The following is a 20,372-nucleotide window of genomic DNA, read 5'->3' as shown; positions in this document are numbered from 1 at the left end:
CGCGGAAATGGCGTGGCTTCAAACTTTCACGCCCCGATCGAGCCGTCGATAGCCGATGGCCTCGCTCAGATGTGTGGTGTCGATGCGCTCGGCGTCGGCCAGATCGGCGATGGTGCGCGCGACCTTGAGGATGCGATGGTAGGCGCGCGCCGAGAGTGCGAGCCGCGTCAGAGCCTGTTCCATCAGCCGCCGGCCGGCGGTGTCGAGCACGCAGTCACGCTCGATCTCGGCGGGCGCCAGGGCGGCATTGGGCTTACCGGCGCGCGCGAGCTGGCGTTCGCGCGCGGCCATCACCCGGGCGCGCACCTGGGCCGTGGTTTCGGTCGTACGCGGCGTCGGTCCGGTGAGCTGACCCACCTCCAGGCGCAAGACCTCGACATGCAGATCGATGCGGTCGAGCAGCGGACCTGAGAGGCGTCGGCGATACCGCGCCACCTGCTCGGTGCTGCAATGGCAGCGTCCGGTGCTGTCGCCCAGATAGCCGCAGGGACAGGGGTTCATGGCCGCGACCATCTGAAAGCGCGCCGGAAAGCGGACCTGACGCGCGGCTCGCGAGATGTCGATCCAACCCGACTCCAGCGGCTCGCGCAACACCTCCAGCACCCGGCGATCGAACTCGGGCAGCTCGTCGAGAAAGAGCACGCCATGATGGGCCAGCGAGATCTCGCCCGGTCGCGGATGGGTGCCGCCGCCGACCAGGGCCACGGCCGAGGCGGTGTGATGCGGCGAGCGAAAGGGACGTTCCAGCCAGCGCGCCGGATCGAAAGGATCGCGTCCGCCGACCGAGCGGATCGCCGCCGCCTCCAGCGCCTCGGACTCGCTCAATGGCGGCAGCAGGCCCGGCAGACGCATGGCCAGCATCGATTTGCCGGTGCCGGGCGGTCCGACCATCAGGATCGAGTGTCCGCCGCTCGCCGCGATCTCCAGTCCGCGCTTGCCGTGCTCCTGACCGCGCACATCGGACAGGTCCGGATACTCGGGGCGGAGCTGGAAGCGATCGTCGCCACGCTGGACGGCGAGCGGTTCGGCGCCGTTGAGATGGGCGCAGACCTCGCGCAGATGCGCCGCCGGGCGCACCTCCAACCCCTCGACGATGGCGGCCTCGGCGGCGTTCGCCTCGGGCAGGATCAGCGCCCGACCGGCCGCGCGCGCGGCCAGGGCGATCGGGAGCACGCCCTGGATCGGGCGCAGCGCGCCGGACAGGGCCAGCTCGCCGATGAACTCGTAGTGTTCGAGCAGATCGGTCCTGATCTGGCCCATGGCGCCCAGGGTGCCGAGCGCGATCGGCAGATCGAAGCGCCCGCCCTCCTTGGGCAGATCGGCGGGGGCGAGATTGATCGTGACCCGCCCGTTGGGGATTTGGAATTTGTTGTTGACGAGCGCGCCATGGACTCGATCCTTGCTCTCGCGCACCGCCATCTCGGGCAGACCCACGATCGACATCGCGGGCAGTCCGCCCGAGAGCTGGACCTCCACGGTCACGGGCGGGGCCTCGATCCCGAGCCGCCCGCGGCTGTGCAATACGCACAGGCCCAAGACTCGACCCTCGAATCAGCCCGCGCGACCGCCGGAAACGGCGAGCGCACGCTCCAGCTCGGCGACCTGGGATTCCAGCGCTGCGAGTTTCTCGCGCGTGCGCGCCAGCACCGCCGACTGCACGTCGAACTCCTCGCGCGTGACCAGATCGAGCCGCGACAGCCAGGCCTCCAGCGAGGCGCGCAGATTGCGGTTGACGTCGTCCTGCAAGACCTGGAGCCCCTTCGGCATGGCCGTCGACAGGCGCTGGAACAGATCGTCGAAGTGTTTTGGATCCAACATCGGAAAAGACCTTGAATAGAGGTGGAAGAAACCTTGGGTGGACATTATAGGGTCGTGTTCGCGAACCGTCTTCTATTCGCGCTCGCTCCATGAGCGTGCATCCATTCGCCCTGAACGAATCGGAGTGCCTCATTTTGGTGCATATGGCTGTGGTGACTTTCGCACATGAGACCGAAAAACATCCGCCCGCCCGCGACGCCTCACCCTTGTAAAAACAACTCCAGACCGTCCTCGAACCCCCAGAGGTCTTAAGGGATATCCGCATCGGGCGCGGACGGTTCCCGACCTGAACGCACGATGGCACGCTCTCTGCATCAGTGCCGACACGCATCCAGGACCGAACTGCTCGCACCGACCATCCCGTCGAGCCGTCGATGTCCCAGATCGAGTCCAGCAGCCTACAACCCAGTACGAGGAACCATCCATGAAGACACAGAGCATCGGCGCACTCGCCGCAGCCGGCCTCCTGGTCATAGGCGCGAGCGCCTCTCAGATCGCACTCGCCGAGGGACCGCACTCGGTCAGCGCCAACATCGGTGCCGTGAGCAACTACATCTGGCGCGGCCAGAGCCAGACCGACGATGGTCCGGCCATCCAGGGCGGTCTGGACTATGCCCACGAGAGCGGCTTCTCGGCCGGTACCTGGGTGTCGAACGTCGACTTCGGCGACGGCACCAACTACGAACTCGATCTCTATGCCGGATTCGGCGGCTCGATCAACGACGACCTGAGCTACGCGCTCAAGCTCACTTACTACGCCTATCCCGACGGGCGCGATCTGGACTTCTCCGAGATCGGCGCCAGCGCCACCTACAAGTGGCTGACCGCCGGCGTCGATTACACCTTCTACGGTCAGGCCGACGACGCCAAAGGCGTGCCCAAGAGTGAGGCCAACTATATCGAAGGCGATCTCTACTACCACGCCAGTCTCGACTTCGAGCTGCCCTACGAACTGGGTCTGAGCCTGCGCGGCGGCTACTACGACTTCCGCTACAACGACGGCGGCAACGACTATGCCCACTGGGGCGTCTCGATCAGCCGCAAAGCCGGCGACTTCGGCACCTTCAGCCTCAACTACGACCAGATCGGACGCGAGACCTACGACGACGATCCCAAGGTCTGGGTCGGCTGGTTGAAGGAATTCTGAGCGCGCCCCCGCGTTCGACTCGAACCCCATCGCCCAGGGGTCTGACTTCTCATCACGGGCATCGATTATCCGTGCCCTGCTCGAACCCCATCGCCCAGGGGTCTGACCCTGGCCGCACTCGGAGCTCATCCACCATGAAACTGGTTTCAGCCGTCATCAAACCCTTCAAGCTCGACGACGTGCGCGAGGCACTCGGCGACATCGGCGTCTCGGGCATCACCGTCGTCGAGGTCAAGGGCTTCGGCCGACAGAAGGGCCACACCGAACTCTACCGCGGCGCCGAATACGTCGTGGACTTCCTGCCGAAGATCAAGGTCGAGATCGCCGTCGACGACAGCATGGTCGATCAGGTGATCGAGGCCATCAGCAACGCCGCCCGCACCGGCAAGATCGGCGACGGCAAGATCTTCGTCTTCGAACTCGAGCAGGTCATCCGCATCCGCACCGGCGAGACCGGCGCGGACGCGCTCTGATCCAAGCCCCCGGAGATCCCCAAGATGAATTCGACTCTGATCCCACGCCTGTTCCGACCGTTGCTCGCGATCGGGCTGATGCTCATCCCCTTCCTGGCGTTCGCCCAGGAAGAGGCGACGCTCGACACCGGCGACACGGCCTGGATGCTGACGGCCACCGCGCTGGTGCTGTTCATGACCATCCCCGGACTCTCGCTGTTCTATGCCGGTCTGGTGCGCGCCAAGAACGTGCTCTCGGTGCTCATGCAGTGTTTCGCCATCACCGCGATGATGAGCTTGCTGTGGGCCATCTACGGCTATAGCCTGGCCTATACCGACGGCGGCTCGCTGCAATCGATCATCGGCGGTCTGGATCGCCTGTTCCTCTCGGGCCTGACGGTCGACTCGCTCGCCGGCACCATCCCCGAGTCGCTCTACATGACCTTCCAGATGACCTTCGCCATCATCACCCCGGCGCTCATCGTCGGCGCCTTCGCCGAGCGCATGAAGTTCTCGGCCATGCTGGTCTTCATGGCGGTCTGGATGACCCTGGTCTATGTACCGATCTGGCACTGGGTCTGGGGCGGCGGCTGGATCGCCAATCTGGGCGCCATCCTGGGACTCACCGAGAAAGGCGGCGCAGCGCTCGACTTCGCCGGCGGCACCGTGGTCCACATCAACGCCGGTATCGCCGCCCTCATGGCCGCGATCGTGCTCGGTCCGCGCAAGGGTTATCCGGGAACCGCCATGCCGCCGCACAACCTGGGCCTGACGGTGATGGGCGCCTCAATGCTGTGGGTCGGCTGGTTCGGCTTCAACGCCGGATCCGAGCTGGCCGCCGACGGCACCGCGGGCATGGCGATGACGGTCACCCAACTGGCCACGGCCACGGCGGCCCTGACCTGGATGTTCATCGAGTGGATCAATCACGGCAAACCCTCGGTGCTGGGTATCGCTACCGGCGCGGTCGCCGGTCTGGTCGCCATCACCCCGGCCTCGGGCACCGCCGGTCCCATGGGCGCGATCGTCATCGGCTTTTCCGGCGCGCTCTTCGCCTTCATCGCCGCGACCAAGCTCAAGCGCAAGCTCGGCTATGACGACTCGCTCGACGTCTGGGGCGTGCATGGTGTGGCCGGCATCGTCGGGGCCATCCTCACCGGCGTCTTCGCCGCGCCCTTCCTGGGCGGCTCCGGACTGGCCGACGGCGTCGAAGGTATCGGCGTGCAGGTGATCATCCAGTTCGTCTCGGTCGTGGCCACCCTGGTCTATGGCGGTGTCCTGAGCTGGCTGATCCTGCTGGGGATCAAGTCCACCATGGGTCTGCGTGTGACCGAAGAGCAGGAGACCATGGGTCTGGATCTCTCGCAGCACGACGAACGCGGCTACATCCTCTGATCCGCGCACGGGTGGCCGGCGCCGTCCGGCCACCGTCCCGAGACCGGGACACGTCCATCATGCTTTGACTGTTGTTGTGATTTTGGGGCCATCCGGCCCCATTTTTTCGCTCGAACCCTGTCTACTCCAGGATACGCACGGGGACGAACGACGAATCTCATGGACGAAAATCCGATCGACCCGGTATGCTGATCCAGTAGATACGGCACGCTCGCGACCCGTCCAGTCTGGTAAAATCCCATGCCACTGATCCATATCATCTACATGAGCACGGCTCGTCACGAGTACGAGCCTGCCGAACTCAAGGCCATTCTCGACAGCTCAGCGCGCTACAACGCCCGTAATGGCATTACGGGCATGTTGCTCTATGCCGAGGGGTGTTTCATCCAGGTGCTGGAAGGTGAAGCCGAGGCGGTCGATGAGACCTATGCCCGCGTTGCGCGGGATGCGCGTCACTTCGGCCTGATCGAGCTGGAGCGCAGCGAGATCCCGGCCCGCAGCTTCGAGCAATGGAGCATGGGCTTCAAAAAGGTGACCGAAGAGGATATTCGGCGTCATCCCAACTTCGCGCCCTTCTTCGAGCACGGCTTCGACCCGGCCACCATCGGTGCTCAGCGCGGTCTGGCCTTCGATCTACTGCTGCTCTTTGCGCGCAATCAATAGCCGCCGAGACTGAGACCACATCCACCCGAGCGCGCCCTGATCGTGCCGGTTTAGAATGCAGGCATCGACATTCAGTAGCCGTCCGCACCATGTCAACGCCAGACAGTGACGCCGCCCAAGCCCCCCCCAGCCCGGATCCGATGGATCTGTGGCCGGCGTTGCATCGACGACTCCAGAAACTCGGAGCCGGTTCCACCAACGGCCCGGATTTCCAGACGCAACTGTCCCGGCTCAACACTGAATTGACGCGAGCACTGGCGGAACGTCCGGACGACAGTCTGTTCGTCCTGGTGCAGATGCTCCACGATCTACGCCACGGCTACAGTGTTTCTCATGCGCTACTGGCGGCTGTGACCTGTCAGTTGGTAGGCCCGCTGGCCGACATCCAGGGCGAGCGGCTCAAGGCCCTGAGCGCGGCGGCGCTGACGATGAATATTGGGATGCGTGAGTTGCAGGATCGGCTCGCGTCTCAGACCCAGCCCCTGGATTTCGAACAACGCGAGGCGATCGAACGTCATCCGATCGAGGGTGCCAATGTGTTGCGTCGACTGGGCGTCACCGACGAGACCTGGCTGTCGTTGGTCGAGGACCATCATGAGACCCCGGATGGCCGGGGCTATCCGAACCGCAAGCCCGTGCGCGACTCGCTTCAGCATCTGCTGCGCATGAGCGATCTGTTCGTGGCCCGCATCAGCCCGCGTCGGAGCCGACGCGCTCTGGCGCCCAACGTGGCGGTGCGCAATCTCTATCTGGAGATGCGTGACCACTCCGGCGAGCTCGGCGCCATCTTCACCAAGCAGATGGGCATGTATCCGCCCGGAACCTATGTGCGGCTCCAGAGCGGCGAGACGGCGGTCGTGGTCCGGCGCGGGGCGCGCGTCAACTGCCCGCTGACGGTGGCGGTCGCCGATCCGATCGGCATGCCCCTGAGTCCGCCGCAGGTCCGCGACACCCGGTTGCCGGGACTCGGCATCAAGCGCTACATGGACCCGGAAGAGATCCGGGTGCGCGTCGATCTGGGGCGGCTGCTGGAGCGACTCTAGCGTTCTGCCTTCGACCGAGTCGGGGCTAGCTTGCACGCGCCAAGGCGATCGCCGGTTCCGGAACGGGCGCGGCGGCCAACGACTCGGGATAGGCGTCGGTCCAGCGCAGCACTTCCAGCCGTCCGTCGTGATGCTCGACCAGCGCCGTGCAGCTCTCGACCCAGTCGCCACAGTTGCAATAGGTCACGTCGGCGATCCGGCGCATCTCGGCGTGATGGATGTGGCCGCAGATCATGCCGTCCAGGTCGCGTTGACGGGCTTCGCTGGCCACGGCGTGCTCGTAGTTGCCGATATAGCTGACGGCGTCCTTGACCCGATGCTTGAGATAGCCGGCCAACGACCAGTACTTGAGTCCGAACAGCGCGCGCACCCGGCTGATGAAGCCATTGAGCGCCAGCAGCCGGTCATAGGCATGCGAGCCGAGCCGCGCCAGCCACAGGCTGTGCTGGACGACGCCATCGAACTTGTCGCCATGCAGCACCAGGAAGCGGCGCCCGTCGGCCGTCGTGTGCACCACCTCGTCGCACACCCGCACGTCGCCGAACCGGACGTCGAGATGCTCGCGGAAGACCGCGTCGTGGTTGCCGGGGATATAGATGACTTCGGTGCCGGTACGGGCTTTCTCCAGCACCGCGCGCACCACCTGATTGTGCGCGTCCGGCCAGTGGAATCCGCCCTTCATGGCCCAGAGGTCGATGATATCCCCGACCAGATAGAGCTGCCGGCACTGGGTCGATTGCAGGAAGTCCAGCAGAAACCGCGCCTGACAGCCGCGAAAGCCCAGATGCACGTCCGAGATGAAGATGCTGCGATATTTCAGTGGATGCAGGCGCTTGACGTCAGACATCGCGTGTCCAGCCTATGGTGAAACGACTGGGCGCCATGATCGCCAAGATTGATGACCAGACCGTTGAGATCCGGTGAAGATGCGGTTAAATCCACGGTCGCATCCAACCCGAGCGGCTCCCGATCTATACTAGCGTTTTGCCCGCGAGGGCGTTCTTCCCGTGATCTGGAGCAAGACGATGGCGCAAGGCGCAATCAAGAAAGTGGTCCTGGCCTATTCCGGCGGACTGGATACCTCGGTGATCCTGAAATGGCTGCAGGAAGAGTACGGCTGCGAGGTCGTGACCTTCACCGCCGACATCGGCCAGGGCGAGGAGCTGGAGCCGGCGCGCACCAAGGCCCAGGCGGCCGGTGTGAAAGAGATCTACATCGACGACCTGCGCGAGGAGTTCGTCAGCGATTTCGTGTTCCCGATGTTTCGCGCCAACACGATCTACGAGGGCGAATATCTGCTCGGCACCTCGATCGCCCGCCCGCTGATCGCCAAGCGTCTGATCGAGATCGCCGCCGAGACCGGAGCGGACGCCATCGCGCATGGCGCGACCGGCAAGGGCAACGATCAGGTGCGTTTCGAGCTGACGGCTTACGCGCTCAATCCCGAGATCAAGATCATCGCCCCCTGGCGCGAGTGGGATCTGCTCTCGCGCGAAAAGCTCATGGCCTATGCCGAGAGTCGCGGCATCGCGGTCGAGATGAAGCGTGACGGCACCAAGTCGCCGTATTCGATGGACGCCAACCTGCTGCATATCTCGTATGAAGGCTATGACCTGGAAGATCCCTGGGTCGAGCCGGGTTCGGACATGTGGCGCTGGTCGGTCGCGCCCGAGCAGGCGCCCGATCAGCCGACGACCATCGAGCTGACCTTTGCGCACGGCGATCTGGTCGCCATCGACGGACAGACCATGAGCCCGGCGGCGCTGCTGGCCGAACTCAACCGCATCGGCGGGGCCAACGGCATCGGTCGCGCCGATCTGGTCGAGAACCGCTATGTCGGCATGAAATCGCGCGGCTGCTACGAGACCCCCGGCGGCACCATCCTGCTCAAGGCCCATCGCGCCATCGAATCGCTCACACTCGACCGCGAGGCCGCGCATCTGAAAGACGAGCTGATGCCGCGCTATGCGAGTCTGGTCTACAACGGCTACTGGTTCACGCCCGAGCGCAAGATGATGCAGGCGGCCATTGACGAGACGCAGAAGGTCGTCAACGGCGAGGTGCGGCTCAAGCTCTACAAGGGCAACGTCATGGTCGTCGGCCGCAAGTCGGAGACCGACAGTCTGTTCGATGCCTCGATTGCGACCTTCGAAGAAGATGCCGGCGCCTATGATCAGGGGGATGCCACCGGCTTCATCCGTCTGAATGCGCTGCGGCTGCGCGTAGCTGGCCGCAAGCGGGATTGAGCTCGGCGTCCATCCGGGAGCACTCCCGGATGGACGGCATCATGTCGCGGTGCTGGCTGGTTTTTCCGCCTTCAGCATCCGACGTCATCTTTTGTCTCTGCGGCTTCCGCCAGCACGGTGGCGATGGTCGGGCGCTCTGCCGGTAGGGTGTCATCCGGGAGATGCTTGTGGAAAGGGAAACCGGGTAGATCCGGAAAATGCGGTGCGCTGTCGTAACGAAACACGAGGCGGTTGTCGCGGTCCTGGCAGTGATACCGATAGTCCAAGTGCTGCAAGGCTCCCCGCTCTACAACAAGAGCCTCGTTGATTTCCAACAAACGACCGTTGTCGAAGCGTAAACGGATACGCAGATTCGCGCGGGTCGGGGTCAAGAGTTCTTCGACATAGGCCTCGATCACCACGCCCTGTGCTTGCTCAAGCGAGGCTTCGACCTCCTGAAGATAGCGCGTGAGCACGCTAAGCGGCGGCATCGAGAATCTTTCCTAATTCCGCACGTAAGGCCAGGTAGTGACGATAATCGTTGGCCCATTCGACGGCTTGGGCATCGTCTACCCAGACGCCTCGACTAAAGCGGTCGAAAAAATCCTCTGACGACAGCCCCGCTTCAGTCTCGTAGCGACTCAATCGCTTGGCGATGGCCACCAGCGCATCCAATGGGGAGTCGTATTGAATCGATTGTTTTCGAATGGATTTTTTATTCATCATTCTGATTGCCATGATTGCAACGGCTCGTCAGGTGACAAGGATAAGCAATCTACGACATTTTGAGCAGGCAAAATGCCGACAACCATCGAACTGACCTTTGCGCTCGGTGATCGCCGTCTTCGGCAGCCACTACGCCTACCCACTCAACCATCCTCGGCCAGAATCCGTAACAACACCCCTTTGGGTTCATCGGTCAGCACATAGAGATAGCCGTCCGGACCCTGACGCACATCACGCACCCGTCTGCCGATGGTCAGCTTCTGCTCGCCGACGACCCTCACCCCATCGAGATCGATGCGACGCACCTGACCGAATTTGAGTGCACCGCTGAAGAGATCGCCTCGCCATTGCGGATAACGGTCGCCGGTATAGAACGCCAGACCGCTGGGGGCCTTCGACGGCGTCCAGACCACCGTCGGTTCCGCAATACCCGGACGACTGGTCTCGTCGGAGACCCGTGGCCCCCAATACTCCAGGCTGTAGGTCACGACAGGCCAGCCGTAATTGCGCCCGGCCTCGATGAGATTCAGCTCGTCGCCGCCCCGTGATCCGTGCTCGTTCGCCCACACCCGTCCGCTGACCGGGTCGAGCGCCAGACCCTGGATATTGCGGTGGCCGTAGGTGTAGATCTCGGGACGGGCACCGTGCTGCTGTGCGAAGGGGTTGTCCTGAGCCGGACGGCCATCCTCGCGCAGACGCAGGATCTTGCCGAAATGGGTGCCGAGCCGTTGGGCCTGATCGCGGATGTTGCCGCCGTCGAAGGCCAGAGGCGGATTGCCGCCGTCGCCGATGCTCATCAGCAGGCTCTTGTCGGGCAACCAGAGCAGTCGGGAGCCGAAATGCTGACCGCCGGATTTGGCGTCGGCGTTCCGGAAGATGACCTCCAGATGCTCAAGCCGCGAGCCGTCGAGACGCGCGCGTGCCAGCGTCGTGCGGTTGGCGTCCTGAGTGCCGGCGGCATAGGTCAGATAGAGCAGCCGATTGGCGGCAAAATCCGGATGCGGCAGGACATCCAGCAGACCGCCCTGCCCTAGGGCCAACACCCTCGGCACGCCGCCGACCGGCTTGGGGTCGAGCACGCCGTCGCGCAGTATCCGCAACCGCCCCGGACGCTCGGTGATCAGCGCGGAACCGTCCGGCAGCCAGGCGATGGACCAGGGATGCTCCAGACCGGACACGACCGTTTCGGCACGCCAACCGACGACCTCCGGCACATCGCCGGTCGGATCGATCGGGCCGGGAACAGGTTCGCCGTGAGCCGGCAGGAGCCAGCACAGGAGCGGTAGCAGCATCGCCAGACGGGGATTCATGCCGGTTCCTCCGTTGTTCGGATCAGCTTGGGTCGTGCGGCGTGGTGGCGGCGGGTAACTCGGACGGCGCCTCGCCGCGTGCCTTGAGCTCATCGAACGGGTCCGGACCCCGGCGCTCGTGTCCCGCGTCCTTGAGCTTGCGCAGATAGTCGAACCAGAACGGTTGCCAGGCGCGACCGAGCTTGTAGAGATAGGCCCAGTCGTACAGCCCCGAATTGTGCCCGTCGTCGAAGTGGATCTTGACCGCATAGCGGCCGATCGGTTCCAGATCGCGGATGTTGACCGCTTCCTTGCCGACCTGGAGTTTGGCCGTCGCCGGCGAATGGCCGCGGACTTCGGCCGAGGGTGAGTAGACGCGCAGATATTCGCACGGCAGCCGGAAACGTGCACCGTCGTCGAAGACGATTTCCAGCACGCGCGATTGCTGATGCAGATTGAGTTCGGTCGGGAGGACGTGTCGTTCCATGGGTTTGGACCATCTGTGGGTGTTTGGCTAAGATGGTTCAAGATGGGGGCGAACGGGCGTGAGTCCTACTCCAAGGCACTGTCTTCACAGCACGCAATCACACGGGACCTGACAGATAGGGCGGATAGTTCTCGTCGCCGATGACACGCAGGACGCGCGCATCGGCCCAGGCGGCGGGGAGCAGCACCAGCACCGTCAACACGAATCCGAGTAGCGATCGAGTCAGGCCGACGAACCGGGGGGTGTGAGTCGCGTGCATGAGTCGGGAGCGAGAACAAATAGGGTTCGTCGAAGGTGGGCGGTCCGAGTCATGAACCGCCTGGATCGCCGCAACGCTGGGAGTCGAGCGACAGAGAAACGCTGCGCGAACTCGACCGACATCCGACTCGCGACAGCTGTATTTCGTGCATATCCATCCCTTCTGGGACGACTCGCACGTCTACTGGCCAACATCCCGGTGCTGCGCGCGGGTCATCTGCTGATGGTGATGGAAGATATACCTACCTGGGCGAATCAAGGTGTGCCTTGATCCGAGTTTTCCGACGATCCTTCCGGCATGACCCCAACGCGCTCGCACGCCTTGGCGATGACCGTGGCGAGAAACTCTGTTTTCACCGCGCCAAAGGTCTTACCAGCGAGCGATTGATTCAGGGTGATGAGCCGATCGACACGCACCCAGCTGGCCGACGGTAAGTGCCCACGGGTCATGTCCAGGCGATCCAGCGTCAGGGCGTAAATGTGATGCCCTTTGGTCGTCACCGCTGCGGCCAGAAAGTCGCCGAATCCGTCGGCATCCGTCAAACAGAGTACCGGGCGTCGTTTCTCCGCGCTCAGGTCGGTAAACGGAAATGGAACCAGCACCAGATCGCCACGCCTACAGGTCATTCCAAACCTCGTCTTCGTCGTTGTCCCAGACGCTATGGAGTGCGGACTGCTGGGCCTGCATCAAATCGGCCCAGTGCGCTCGGTCCTCTTTCTGCCTCAGATAACCGATGAAGTCGAGCACTTCGCGGATATCTTCGTCCGGCAGCGTCTGTAGCTGCTCCATTGCCAGTTCTATTGCGGTCATCGTTTGATCTCCCGCTGTGCAACGATGTTCGGACTCAGCCGTTACGGATGAACTGACCAATGTCGCGGCGAGTATCCGTGTCTTGACCATCGCGTCGCGACATCCTTTGGCTGTCGGGCGGTTGCCCCGGATCTTGCCCCTACTTTTTCTGTGATGTCAATGGATCTTGTAAGACGTTACGGAACCAATAGGCAACAAAAACCCGCATTTAGGCGGGCTTTTGAATGTCTTGAGACAACTTGGAACGGGTATTTGGAGGCTGAGCCCGGAATCGAACCGAGGTACACGGCTTTGCAGGCCGCTGCATAACCACTCTGCCACTCAGCCTTAAGAGTCGGGCAGTATAATCACAAAGCGCCCCCGTGTCACCACCATCGTGCAGGATTTCGCACCCCGACCGCCGCTTTGATGGTATGTTTCATCCCATGAACACACACTTCTCTGAATTCCTCCTTCCCGACGCGCTCATGCGCGGTTTGGCCAACGAAGGCTATACGACCCCGACCCCGGTCCAGGCCCAGGTGATCCCGCCGGCGATGGACGGCGTCGATCTGCTGGTCTCGGCGGCCACCGGCTCGGGCAAGACGGCGGCCTTCCTGCTGCCGATCATGCAGCGCCTCATCGACGTGCCGCGCCACGACGGCAGTACCCGCGCCCTGATCCTGGTGCCGACCCGCGAGCTGGCGCGTCAGATCCATATCCATTTCATGCGTCTGGGAAGCTATACGCGCCTGACCAGCGGCGTCATCACCGGCGGCGAGTCCAAGGCGCATCAGATCGCCACCCTGCGCAAGAATCCCGAGATCCTGGTCGCCACGCCCGGACGTCTGCTCGAATTCCTGGAGACGGGTCAGGCGGATCTGAGCGACCTGGAGTTCCTGGTACTCGACGAGGCCGACCGGATGCTCGACATGGGCTTTGCCGACGACGTGCTGGCGATCATCCGTTACAGCCGTCCCGAGCGCCAGTCGCTGCTGTTCTCGGCGACGCTCGAGCAGCGCGGTCTGAGTCGGATCACCGAGCGTCTGCTACGCGATCCGCAGCGGGTCGATATCGATCCGGTCCGCCAACAGCATCCGGACATCGCGCATTGGCTGTTCCTGAGTGACGGACTGGAACACAAGCAACAGCAATTGCTCTGGCTGTTGCGCAACGAGACCTACGAAAAAGCGCTGATCTTCACCAACACCCGCGAGGGGGCCGTGGCGCTGGGCAACTTTCTCCAGGGACAACAACAGCGGGTCGCCGTGCTGCATGGCGAACTCGATCAGCGCGAGCGCAACCGCGTCATGGGCCTGTTGCACAGTGGGCGTGTGAATACGCTCATCGCGACCGATCTGGCGGCGCGCGGCCTGGATGTGCCGGGCGTGCAGCGAGTGTTCAATTTCGATCTGCCGCGCCGAGGTAACGACTATCTGCATCGCACCGGACGCACCGGACGCGCAGGTGAAGCCGGCGTGGCCATCTCGCTGGTCGGTCCGCCCGAATGGAACCGGATGGAGAGCATTGCGCGCTATCTCAACCTGACCTTCGAAACGCGCGAGATCAAAGGACTCAAGGCCGGCTTCAAGGGGCCGACCAAGCGCAAGAAACCGAGCAAGCCGACCGCTATGAGCGGCAAGCGCAAGTCCACGGCCGCCACGGAAGAGAAACCGCGCAAGAAGGAGCGTCTGCGCAACCGCAAGAACATCGGCAAGCGACGTGTCCCGTCGAGCGTCAAGGCACAAGAGGCCGGTCATGCGCCGCTGACACGACGCGCACGCGAGGATGCCAAGCCGGACGCGGATTAGGATTTACGATGAACCTTGCCGTGTGAAGGCGGTGCTCTCTTGCTGTGCAGAGCCGACTGCCCATTTGGTTGGGGACACCCTGCGAGCGAGGGCGCGCCAAGCGCCCTACCCCATCAGCCAAACTCGACCGAATCGCCCACCCCCAGCGCAAGCTGTCGATCGGCGCGCCCCTGATTGACCGCGATCTCGATCAGACCCAGGGAGTTTTCGTACCAGAACGCCTGCCCCGGTTCGACTTCGCAGAAGGTCCGGGTGCGGGGTAGCGGCTGTCCCCGAACCCGCAACACGGCCTCGGCAGAAACACCGGCTGCGCGCACACCGGTCATCAGATTGCCGAAATGGTCGACATAGACGATGGTCGCGCGTTCGTCCGGCCAGTCGGCACCGACCATGTTGTCCGGCACCAACGGCGTCCGTTCCAGATCCTCGCCCAGAACCAAACGCGCGGCGGCCGGTGCGAACCAGTCGCGCCCGTGGAAGCTCGCCGACATCCGCTCCGGCTGCCAACCGATCCGCCACACAGCCCCATCACCGGCACGCCGCGCTACAAGCGCAAACAACCCATTGTCCGGCCCGATCAACCAATGGTCATCGGCCCGAACCAGCAATCCGGCACGCTCACCACCGACCCCAGGATCGACGATACAGAGCAGGAGCGAATCGCCCGGTAGATCACGCAACAGCGCCGGGAGCAGATACGCCGCCAGATCCGGTCTGAACGGCGGCAGATCCTGCATGAGACCCATGCAGGGAACACCGGGCACGAGCGAATGCAGACGCGCCTGCATCTGCCCGACATAGAGATCCGCGCCAAAGTCCGTGGCGAGCAGAATGCGCTCGATAGCAGGCTGAGCAGACATGGATCAGGTCTCCCTGGATCGAAAGATCGAAGCCGGCAGCGTTTCGATCGGACACAAAAAAGCCGAGCACAAGCCCGGCTTTTTAAGGCGTCCTGGAATCGGATCGACTCATCCCACAGAGTCTCCTACTCCAGACAGGATGCACTTCAATCCTCGTCGTCCTCGACCGCCACCGCCGTCGCCGGACGATCGACCAGCTCGACATAGGCCATGGGCGCGGCGTCGCTGTGACGATAGCCGCACTTGAGGATACGCAGATAACCACCCGGACGGCCCTGATAACGCGGACCCAGTTCGACGAACAGCTTGCCGACCGCTTCCTTGTCGCGCAGACGCGAGAACGCCAGACGGCGCGTATGAACCGAGTCGGTCTTGGCCAGGGTGATCAAGGGCTCGGCGACGCGACGCAGTTCCTTGGCCTTGGGCAGTGTGGTCTTGATCAGCTCGTGACGGAAGAGCGAGGAAGCCATGTTGCGGAACATGGCCTCGCGGTGCGAGCTGGTGCGATTCAGTTGCCTTCCGGCTTTGCGGTGACGCATGGTCCTGATCCCGAAATAATCGTTAAATCGTTAGATGGCGTGGGTCGGCCGGTGCGGATCCCAATACCGGATCCGCACGCCGGTCTTAGCGAATACTGAGTTCGGCGATGTTCTCGGGCGGCCAGTTCTCGAGACGCATGCCCAGTGACAGCCCGCGCGTGGCCAGCACGTCCTTGATCTCGGTGAGCGACTTCTTGCCCAGATTGGGCGTCTTGAGCAGCTCGACCTCGGTGCGCTGGATCAGGTCGCCGATCAGATAGATGTTCTCGGCCTTGAGGCAGTTGGCCGAACGCACCGTCAGCTCCAGGTCGTCGACCGGACGCAGCAGGATCGGATCGTAAGGCGACTCGTCGCGTGTCTCCTGAACCTGGGTCTCGGCCGGCACCGTGCCTTCCAGCGCCACGAAGCTCGACAACTGATCGCGCAGGATGGTGGCCGCGCGCTGGATGGTCTCCTTCGGATCGATGGTGCCGTTGGTCTCCAGATCGATCACCAGCCGGTCGAGGTCGGTACGCTGTTCGACACGCGCCGACTGCACCTCGATGGCCACGCGCCGCACCGGGCTGAAGGAGGCGTCGATCGGCAGCTTGCCGATCGGCCGATCCTCGCCCCCCTCCATCTCGCGCTGGCTCGCCGGCTCATAGCCGCGACCGCGACGCACGGTCAGGGTCATGCTCAGCTCGGTGTCGGCCGTCAGGTTGGCGATCACCAGCTCGGGGTTGGTGATCTCGGCCGTGTGATCGATGGCGATGTCGCCCGCCGTCACCGGTCCCGGACCGCGCTTGCTCAGCGCGAAGATCGCCTCGTCCTTGCCATGCAGCACGATGGCGATCTGCTTGAGGTTGAGCAGGATTTCGAGCACGTCCTCCTGCACACCCTCCAGCGTGGTGTACTCGTGCAGCACGCCCTGGATCTCGACTTCCGTTACGGCGTACCCGTCCATCGACGACAACAGGATTCGCCGCAGCGCGTTGCCGAGCGTGTGGCCGAAACCGCGCTCGAGCGGCTCCAGCGAGACCCGTGAATGACACGGGTTGCCGTCGACCTCCTCGACCTTGACGATGCGCGGCTTGAGAAATTCGCCAATAGCGTCAGTCATTCAGTGCCTCTCAGGGAGCTCCTTACTTGGAGTACAGCTCGACGATCAGAGATTCGTTGATGTCGGCCGGCAGATCCGAACGGTCCGGGATGCGCTTGAACACGCCCTTCAGACCCTTGCTGTCGACCTCGACCCAATCCGGAAAGCCGTACTGCTCGGCCAGGGCCATGGCGTTCTGCACGCGCACCTGCTTCTTGGCCGGCTCACGGACTTCGATGTGATCGTCGGCGCCGACCTGATAGGAAGGAATGTTGACGATACGGCCGTTGACCAGGATGCCCTTGTGGCTGACGAGCTGGCGCGCCTCGGCGCGCGTGGACCCGAAGCCCATCCGGTAGACGACGTTGTCGAGCCGGCGTTCGAGGATCTGCAGCAGGTTCTCACCGGTCGCGCCCTTGGACTGAGCAGCCTTCTTGTAGTAGTTGCGGAACTGCTTCTCGAGCACACCGTAGATACGACGCACCTTCTGCTTCTCGCGCAGCTGCACGCCGTAGTCGGAGAGGCGGCGGCGACGGTCGGACGTCTGACCGGGCTGCTTCTCCAGCTTGCACTTGGTATCGAGCGAACGCGCGCGGCTCTTGAGCGAAAGGTCTACACCCTCGCGCCGCGCCAGCTTGCAGGTCGGGCCTGTATAACGTGCCATATGTCTTCCTGTTGAACTGTCGGGCCGTCAGACGCGCCGCTTCTTGGGCGGGCGGCAGCCGTTGTGCGGGATGGGCGTCACGTCGGTGATGCTGGTGATCTTGAATCCGGCATTGTTGAGCGCGCGCACGGCGGACTCGCGTCCCGGTCCCGGCCCCTTGACGTTGACATCCAGGTTGCGCAGACCGTATTCCTTCGCGGCCTGACCGGCCTTGTCGGCGGCGACCTGAGCGGCGAAGGGCGTGCTCTTGCGCGAGCCGCGGAAACCCGAGCCGCCGGAGGTTGCCCAGGCCAGGGCGTTGCCCTGCCGGTCGGTAATGGTGATGATGGTGTTGTTGAAGGAGGCGTGGACGTGGGCGACCCCGTCCGCGACCTGCTTCTTGACTTTCTTCTTCGTGTTGCGAATCGGTTTAGCCATTCGACGTAATCCAGCTCATCTGGCCGAGCGCGAGCGCTTAGCGTTTGATCGGGCGACGCGGGCCCTTGCGGGTCCGGGCGTTGGTACGGGTGCGCTGACCGCGCAGCGGCAGCCCGCGACGGTGACGGATGCCCCGGTAGCAGCCGAGATCCATCAGCCGCTTGATGTTCATCGACACCTCGCGCCGCAGATCGCCCTCGACCGTGAACTTCGCGACCTCATTGCGCAGCTTGTCGACTTCTTCTTCCGTGAGGCTCTGCACCTTGGTGGTACGTGCGATACCCGCTGCATCGCAAATCTGACCCGCACGGGTACGACCAATGCCGTAGATCGCGGTCAACGCGATCACGGCGTGTTTTTTATCTGGGATGTTGACGCCGGCGATACGGGCCATGTTTACGAACCCCTTAGTCCTAAATGCTCAGCGGGTAAACCGCGTAGTATATCAAACGGTTTGTTCCGGTCAACCAAGGATTGGTCAACCCTGGCGCTGCTTGTGACGCGGATCGGAACAGATCACACGCACCGAGCCATTGCGCCGAATGATTCGGCAGTTTCTGCACAGCTTCTTGACGGATGCACGCACTTTCATTTTTGTCTCCCAAACCGCGTCCAAGTACGACAGGCGGTGTTTGCAATGAACCGACCGTCCGAGAGCGACTCCGGACGGTCGCCGCGCCGGCGCGGTCTAGTCAATATTTGTTGACGGCCTCAACGCAGCAGTCCGCCGCCCGGAGCCTTCAGGTTGGCCTTCTTCATCAGCCCCTCGTACTGGTGCGACATCAGATGTGCCTGCACCTGGGCCATGAAGTCCATGACCACGACGACCACGATCAGCAGCGAGGTGCCGCCGAAATAGAAGGGCACGTTGTAGCCGACGATCAGGAACTCCGGCAGCAGACAGACGGCGGTGATGTAGATCGCACCGGCGGCGGTCAGCCGGGTCATGACGCCATCGATGTACCGAGCCGTCTGCTCGCCCGGACGGATGCCCGGAATGAAGGCCCCCGACCGCTTGAGGTTGTCCGCCGTTTCCTTCGCGTTGAAGACCAACGCGGTATAGAAGAAACAGAAGAAGATGATCGCCGAGGCATAGAGCAGCACATAGATCGGCTCACCGGGCGCAAGCTTAGACGTGATGTCCGCGATCCAGCGCAGATCCTCGTTGCTGCCGAACCACTGCCCGAGCGTGCCCGGAAACAGGATGATGCTGGAGGCGAAGATCGGCGGAATCACACCGGCCATGTTCAGCTTGAGCGGCAGATGGGTGCTCTGCGCCTGCATCATCTTGCGCCCCTGCTGGCGGCGCGCATAGTTCACCGTGATCCGCCGCTGACCGCGCTCGACGAAGACCACGAAGGCGGTCACGGCCAGCGCCATGGCGAACAGCGCCAGGACGGCCAGCGAGTTCATCTCACCGGTGCGCGCCAGCTCCAGCGTACCGCCCAGGGCGGCCGGCAGACCGGCGACGATACCGGCGAAGATGATCATCGAGATGCCGTTGCCGATGCCGCGTTCGGTGATCTGCTCGCCGAGCCACATCAGGAACATGGTGCCCGTCACCAGCGACACGGTCGCCGTGAACACGAAGCCCACGCCCGAATGGACCACCAGCGCCGAACCGCCGGCCGTCTGTCCTTGCAGCGCCATCGAGATGCCGATGGCCTGGAAGGTCGCCAGGAACACCGTGCCGTAGCGGGTGTACTGAGTGATCTTGCGCCGCCCGGCCTCGCCTTCTTTCTTCAGCTGTTCGAGCTGAGGCACCACCGCCGTCATCAACTGCACGATGATGGAGGCCGAGATATAGGGCATGACACCGAGTGCGAACAGACTCGCGCGCTCCAGAGCGCCGCCCGAGAACATGTTGAACATGTCCAGGATGGAGCCCTGGTTCTGATCGAAGAGGATGGCCAGCGCCTGCGGATTCACCCCTGGAACCGGGATGAAGGTACCGATGCGATAGACGAGCAAGGCCCCCAACAGGAACATCAGACGTCGACGCAACTCGGTCAACTGCCCCATTCCACCGAGTGCCCCAGCCATGGATCCAGCGTTCTTAGCCATCCGTCACAAACCCTTGGGTTAGTCTTCGATCGTGCCGCCGGCGGCCTCGATCGCGGCGCGCGCGCCCTTGGTCACACCCAGACCACGGATGGTCAGGGCGCGCGTGACCTCGCCGGAGGCGATGATCTTGACGCTCTTGACGACGCGATTGAGCAGGCCGGCCGCTCTGAGCGTCTCCAGGTCGACGACATCGCCCTCGACCAGGTTCAGCTCGGTCAGACGTATCTCGTCCTTCTCCAGCGACTTGCGCGAACGGAAGCCGACCTTGGGCAGACGACGCTGCAAGGGCATCTGACCGCCCTCGAAGCCGACCTTGTGGAAGCCGCCGGCACGGGCCTTCTGACCCTTGTGGCCGCGCCCGCAGGTCTTGCCCAGGCCGCTGCCGATACCGCGACCGACGCGCTTGGCGGAGGGACGGCTGCCCGGATCGGGCCGCAGATCATTGAGTTTCATCTCAGGCTTCCTCCACGACCTTGACCATGTACTGCACGGCATTGACCATGCCGCGCGTACAGGGCGTATCCTCGACTTCGACGACCTGATGCATGCGACGCAGACCCAGACCGCGCACGCAGGCCTTGTGCTTTTCCAGGCGGCCGTGCACGCTGCGCACCAGCTTGACCTTCATCATTTTCTTGTCGGACAT

Annotated in this window: 27 protein-coding genes and 1 tRNA gene; 7 read left to right on the top strand and 21 right to left on the bottom strand. The window is 63.4% G+C overall.

All coding sequences use genetic code 11. The annotated features are described in order from the left end of the window. Window positions 1-18 precede the first annotated feature (18 nt). Window positions 19-1,536: a YifB family Mg chelatase-like AAA ATPase gene (locus tag Atep_RS06935; protein ID WP_213381079.1), complete on the bottom strand. Its 1,518-nt coding sequence runs from the start codon at window positions 1,534-1,536 to the stop codon at window positions 19-21. A gap of 15 nt (window positions 1,537-1,551) precedes the next feature. Beyond that, on the bottom strand, window positions 1,552-1,818 hold the full coding sequence (gene ubiK / locus Atep_RS06930) for a ubiquinone biosynthesis accessory factor UbiK (RefSeq protein ID WP_213381078.1): 267 nt from the start codon (window positions 1,816-1,818) through the stop codon (window positions 1,552-1,554). 424 nt (window positions 1,819-2,242) lie between these two features. Here ubiK and Atep_RS06925 point away from each other — a divergent pair, with 424 nt between their 5' ends. The 5 genes from Atep_RS06925 (at window position 2,243) to Atep_RS06905 (ending at window position 6,518) form a co-directional block, all read left to right on the top strand. Next, the gene (locus Atep_RS06925) at window positions 2,243-2,965 is read left to right on the top strand and encodes a TorF family putative porin (RefSeq protein WP_213381077.1); all 723 of its coding nucleotides are present in this window, start codon (window positions 2,243-2,245) and stop codon (window positions 2,963-2,965) included. A 134-nt stretch (window positions 2,966-3,099) separates the two neighbouring features. Then, window positions 3,100-3,438 (top strand): P-II family nitrogen regulator, encoded by a 339-nt coding sequence (gene glnK, locus Atep_RS06920; protein WP_213381076.1) that lies wholly within the window; start codon window positions 3,100-3,102, stop codon window positions 3,436-3,438. 24 nt (window positions 3,439-3,462) lie between these two features. Further along, window positions 3,463-4,812, top strand: coding sequence for an ammonium transporter (locus Atep_RS06915; RefSeq protein ID WP_272876312.1), 1,350 nt, complete (start codon window positions 3,463-3,465; stop codon window positions 4,810-4,812). A gap of 240 nt (window positions 4,813-5,052) precedes the next feature. Further along, on the top strand, window positions 5,053-5,475 hold the full coding sequence (locus Atep_RS06910; protein ID WP_213381075.1) for a BLUF domain-containing protein: 423 nt from the start codon (window positions 5,053-5,055) through the stop codon (window positions 5,473-5,475). An 89-nt stretch (window positions 5,476-5,564) separates the two neighbouring features. Continuing rightward, entirely contained in the window at window positions 5,565-6,518 is a 954-nt protein-coding gene (locus Atep_RS06905) for an HD-GYP domain-containing protein (protein WP_213381074.1), read from the top strand. 25 nt (window positions 6,519-6,543) lie between these two features. Here the strand turns inward: Atep_RS06905 and Atep_RS06900 are convergent, their stop codons facing one another. Further along, on the bottom strand, window positions 6,544-7,365 hold the full coding sequence (locus Atep_RS06900) for a UDP-2,3-diacylglucosamine diphosphatase (RefSeq protein WP_213381072.1): 822 nt from the start codon (window positions 7,363-7,365) through the stop codon (window positions 6,544-6,546). 178 nt (window positions 7,366-7,543) lie between these two features. Between Atep_RS06900 and Atep_RS06895 the strand changes: the two genes are divergently transcribed. Further along, entirely contained in the window at window positions 7,544-8,764 is a 1,221-nt protein-coding gene (locus Atep_RS06895; protein WP_213381070.1) for an argininosuccinate synthase, read from the top strand. A 71-nt stretch (window positions 8,765-8,835) separates the two neighbouring features. Here Atep_RS06895 and tumE read toward each other — a convergent pair whose 3' ends face one another. The 8 genes from tumE to Atep_RS06855 all read right to left on the bottom strand — a co-directional run bounded on the left by tumE (window position 8,836) and on the right by Atep_RS06855 (window position 12,641). Continuing rightward, window positions 8,836-9,219: a toxin TumE gene (gene tumE, locus Atep_RS06890; RefSeq protein WP_213381069.1), complete on the bottom strand. Its 384-nt coding sequence runs from the start codon at window positions 9,217-9,219 to the stop codon at window positions 8,836-8,838. 1 nt (window position 9,220) lies between these two features. Continuing rightward, window positions 9,221-9,481 carry an antitoxin TumA gene (gene tumA / locus Atep_RS06885; protein WP_213381068.1) on the bottom strand — a complete coding sequence of 87 codons (261 nt, stop codon included), beginning with the start codon at window positions 9,479-9,481 and terminating at the stop codon, window positions 9,221-9,223. A gap of 131 nt (window positions 9,482-9,612) precedes the next feature. Further along, complete coding sequence (locus Atep_RS06880; RefSeq protein ID WP_213381067.1) at window positions 9,613-10,779, bottom strand: PQQ-dependent sugar dehydrogenase; 1,167 nt, start codon at window positions 10,777-10,779, stop codon at window positions 9,613-9,615. Between the two features lie 22 nt (window positions 10,780-10,801). Beyond that, the gene (locus Atep_RS06875) at window positions 10,802-11,245 is read right to left on the bottom strand and encodes a gamma-butyrobetaine hydroxylase family protein (protein ID WP_213381066.1); all 444 of its coding nucleotides are present in this window, start codon (window positions 11,243-11,245) and stop codon (window positions 10,802-10,804) included. Between the two features lie 97 nt (window positions 11,246-11,342). After that, on the bottom strand, window positions 11,343-11,504 hold the full coding sequence (locus Atep_RS06870; protein WP_213381065.1) for a hypothetical protein: 162 nt from the start codon (window positions 11,502-11,504) through the stop codon (window positions 11,343-11,345). Window positions 11,505-11,758: 254 nt separating this feature from the next. Then, a complete protein-coding gene (locus Atep_RS06865; RefSeq protein ID WP_213381063.1) occupies window positions 11,759-12,130 on the bottom strand; it encodes a type II toxin-antitoxin system PemK/MazF family toxin in 372 nt (123 codons plus the stop codon). Beyond that, on the bottom strand, window positions 12,120-12,314 hold the full coding sequence (locus tag Atep_RS06860) for a DUF2281 domain-containing protein (RefSeq protein WP_213381060.1): 195 nt from the start codon (window positions 12,312-12,314) through the stop codon (window positions 12,120-12,122). Before Atep_RS06860 ends, Atep_RS06865 begins: the two co-directional genes overlap by 11 nt. 253 nt (window positions 12,315-12,567) lie before the next feature. After that, a tRNA-Cys gene (locus Atep_RS06855) sits at window positions 12,568-12,641 on the bottom strand. Between the two features lie 98 nt (window positions 12,642-12,739). On the opposite strand from Atep_RS06855, the gene Atep_RS06850 reads away from it, so the two are divergent. Then, window positions 12,740-14,104 carry a DEAD/DEAH box helicase gene (locus Atep_RS06850; protein WP_213381058.1) on the top strand — a complete coding sequence of 455 codons (1,365 nt, stop codon included), beginning with the start codon at window positions 12,740-12,742 and terminating at the stop codon, window positions 14,102-14,104. 113 nt (window positions 14,105-14,217) lie between these two features. On the opposite strand, the gene Atep_RS06845 is transcribed toward Atep_RS06850, so the two are convergent. The 10 genes from Atep_RS06845 to rpmD form a co-directional block, all read right to left on the bottom strand. Continuing rightward, complete coding sequence (locus Atep_RS06845; protein ID WP_213381057.1) at window positions 14,218-14,964, bottom strand: SAM hydrolase/SAM-dependent halogenase family protein; 747 nt, start codon at window positions 14,962-14,964, stop codon at window positions 14,218-14,220. 146 nt (window positions 14,965-15,110) lie between these two features. Further along, window positions 15,111-15,503, bottom strand: a complete 393-nt coding sequence (rplQ, locus tag Atep_RS06840; protein ID WP_012971526.1) for a 50S ribosomal protein L17 — start codon at window positions 15,501-15,503, stop codon at window positions 15,111-15,113. A gap of 85 nt (window positions 15,504-15,588) precedes the next feature. Then, on the bottom strand, window positions 15,589-16,602 hold the full coding sequence (locus tag Atep_RS06835; RefSeq protein WP_176978165.1) for a DNA-directed RNA polymerase subunit alpha: 1,014 nt from the start codon (window positions 16,600-16,602) through the stop codon (window positions 15,589-15,591). 22 nt (window positions 16,603-16,624) lie between these two features. Next, a complete protein-coding gene (gene rpsD, locus Atep_RS06830) occupies window positions 16,625-17,245 on the bottom strand; it encodes a 30S ribosomal protein S4 (RefSeq protein WP_213381055.1) in 621 nt (206 codons plus the stop codon). 27 nt (window positions 17,246-17,272) lie between these two features. Continuing rightward, on the bottom strand, window positions 17,273-17,662 hold the full coding sequence (gene rpsK, locus Atep_RS06825) for a 30S ribosomal protein S11 (RefSeq protein WP_200329251.1): 390 nt from the start codon (window positions 17,660-17,662) through the stop codon (window positions 17,273-17,275). 37 nt (window positions 17,663-17,699) lie between these two features. Beyond that, entirely contained in the window at window positions 17,700-18,056 is a 357-nt protein-coding gene (gene rpsM, locus Atep_RS06820; protein ID WP_213381053.1) for a 30S ribosomal protein S13, read from the bottom strand. 84 nt (window positions 18,057-18,140) lie between these two features. Further along, window positions 18,141-18,254, bottom strand: a complete 114-nt coding sequence (rpmJ, locus tag Atep_RS06815; protein WP_012971531.1) for a 50S ribosomal protein L36 — start codon at window positions 18,252-18,254, stop codon at window positions 18,141-18,143. A 119-nt stretch (window positions 18,255-18,373) separates the two neighbouring features. Beyond that, window positions 18,374-19,726 (bottom strand): preprotein translocase subunit SecY, encoded by a 1,353-nt coding sequence (gene secY, locus Atep_RS06810; RefSeq protein ID WP_213381046.1) that lies wholly within the window; start codon window positions 19,724-19,726, stop codon window positions 18,374-18,376. An 18-nt stretch (window positions 19,727-19,744) separates the two neighbouring features. Continuing rightward, the gene (rplO, locus tag Atep_RS06805) at window positions 19,745-20,179 is read right to left on the bottom strand and encodes a 50S ribosomal protein L15 (protein WP_213381045.1); all 435 of its coding nucleotides are present in this window, start codon (window positions 20,177-20,179) and stop codon (window positions 19,745-19,747) included. Between the two features lies 1 nt (window position 20,180). Next, window positions 20,181-20,372, bottom strand: a complete 192-nt coding sequence (gene rpmD / locus Atep_RS06800) for a 50S ribosomal protein L30 (protein ID WP_213381043.1) — start codon at window positions 20,370-20,372, stop codon at window positions 20,181-20,183.

Source organism: Allochromatium tepidum, from assembly GCF_018409545.1.
Taxonomy (GTDB): Bacteria; Pseudomonadota; Gammaproteobacteria; order Chromatiales; family Chromatiaceae; genus Thermochromatium; species Thermochromatium tepidum_A.
The sequence above is the reverse complement of the archived record's forward strand: the minus strand, read 5'-3'. Positions and strand labels throughout refer to the sequence as shown.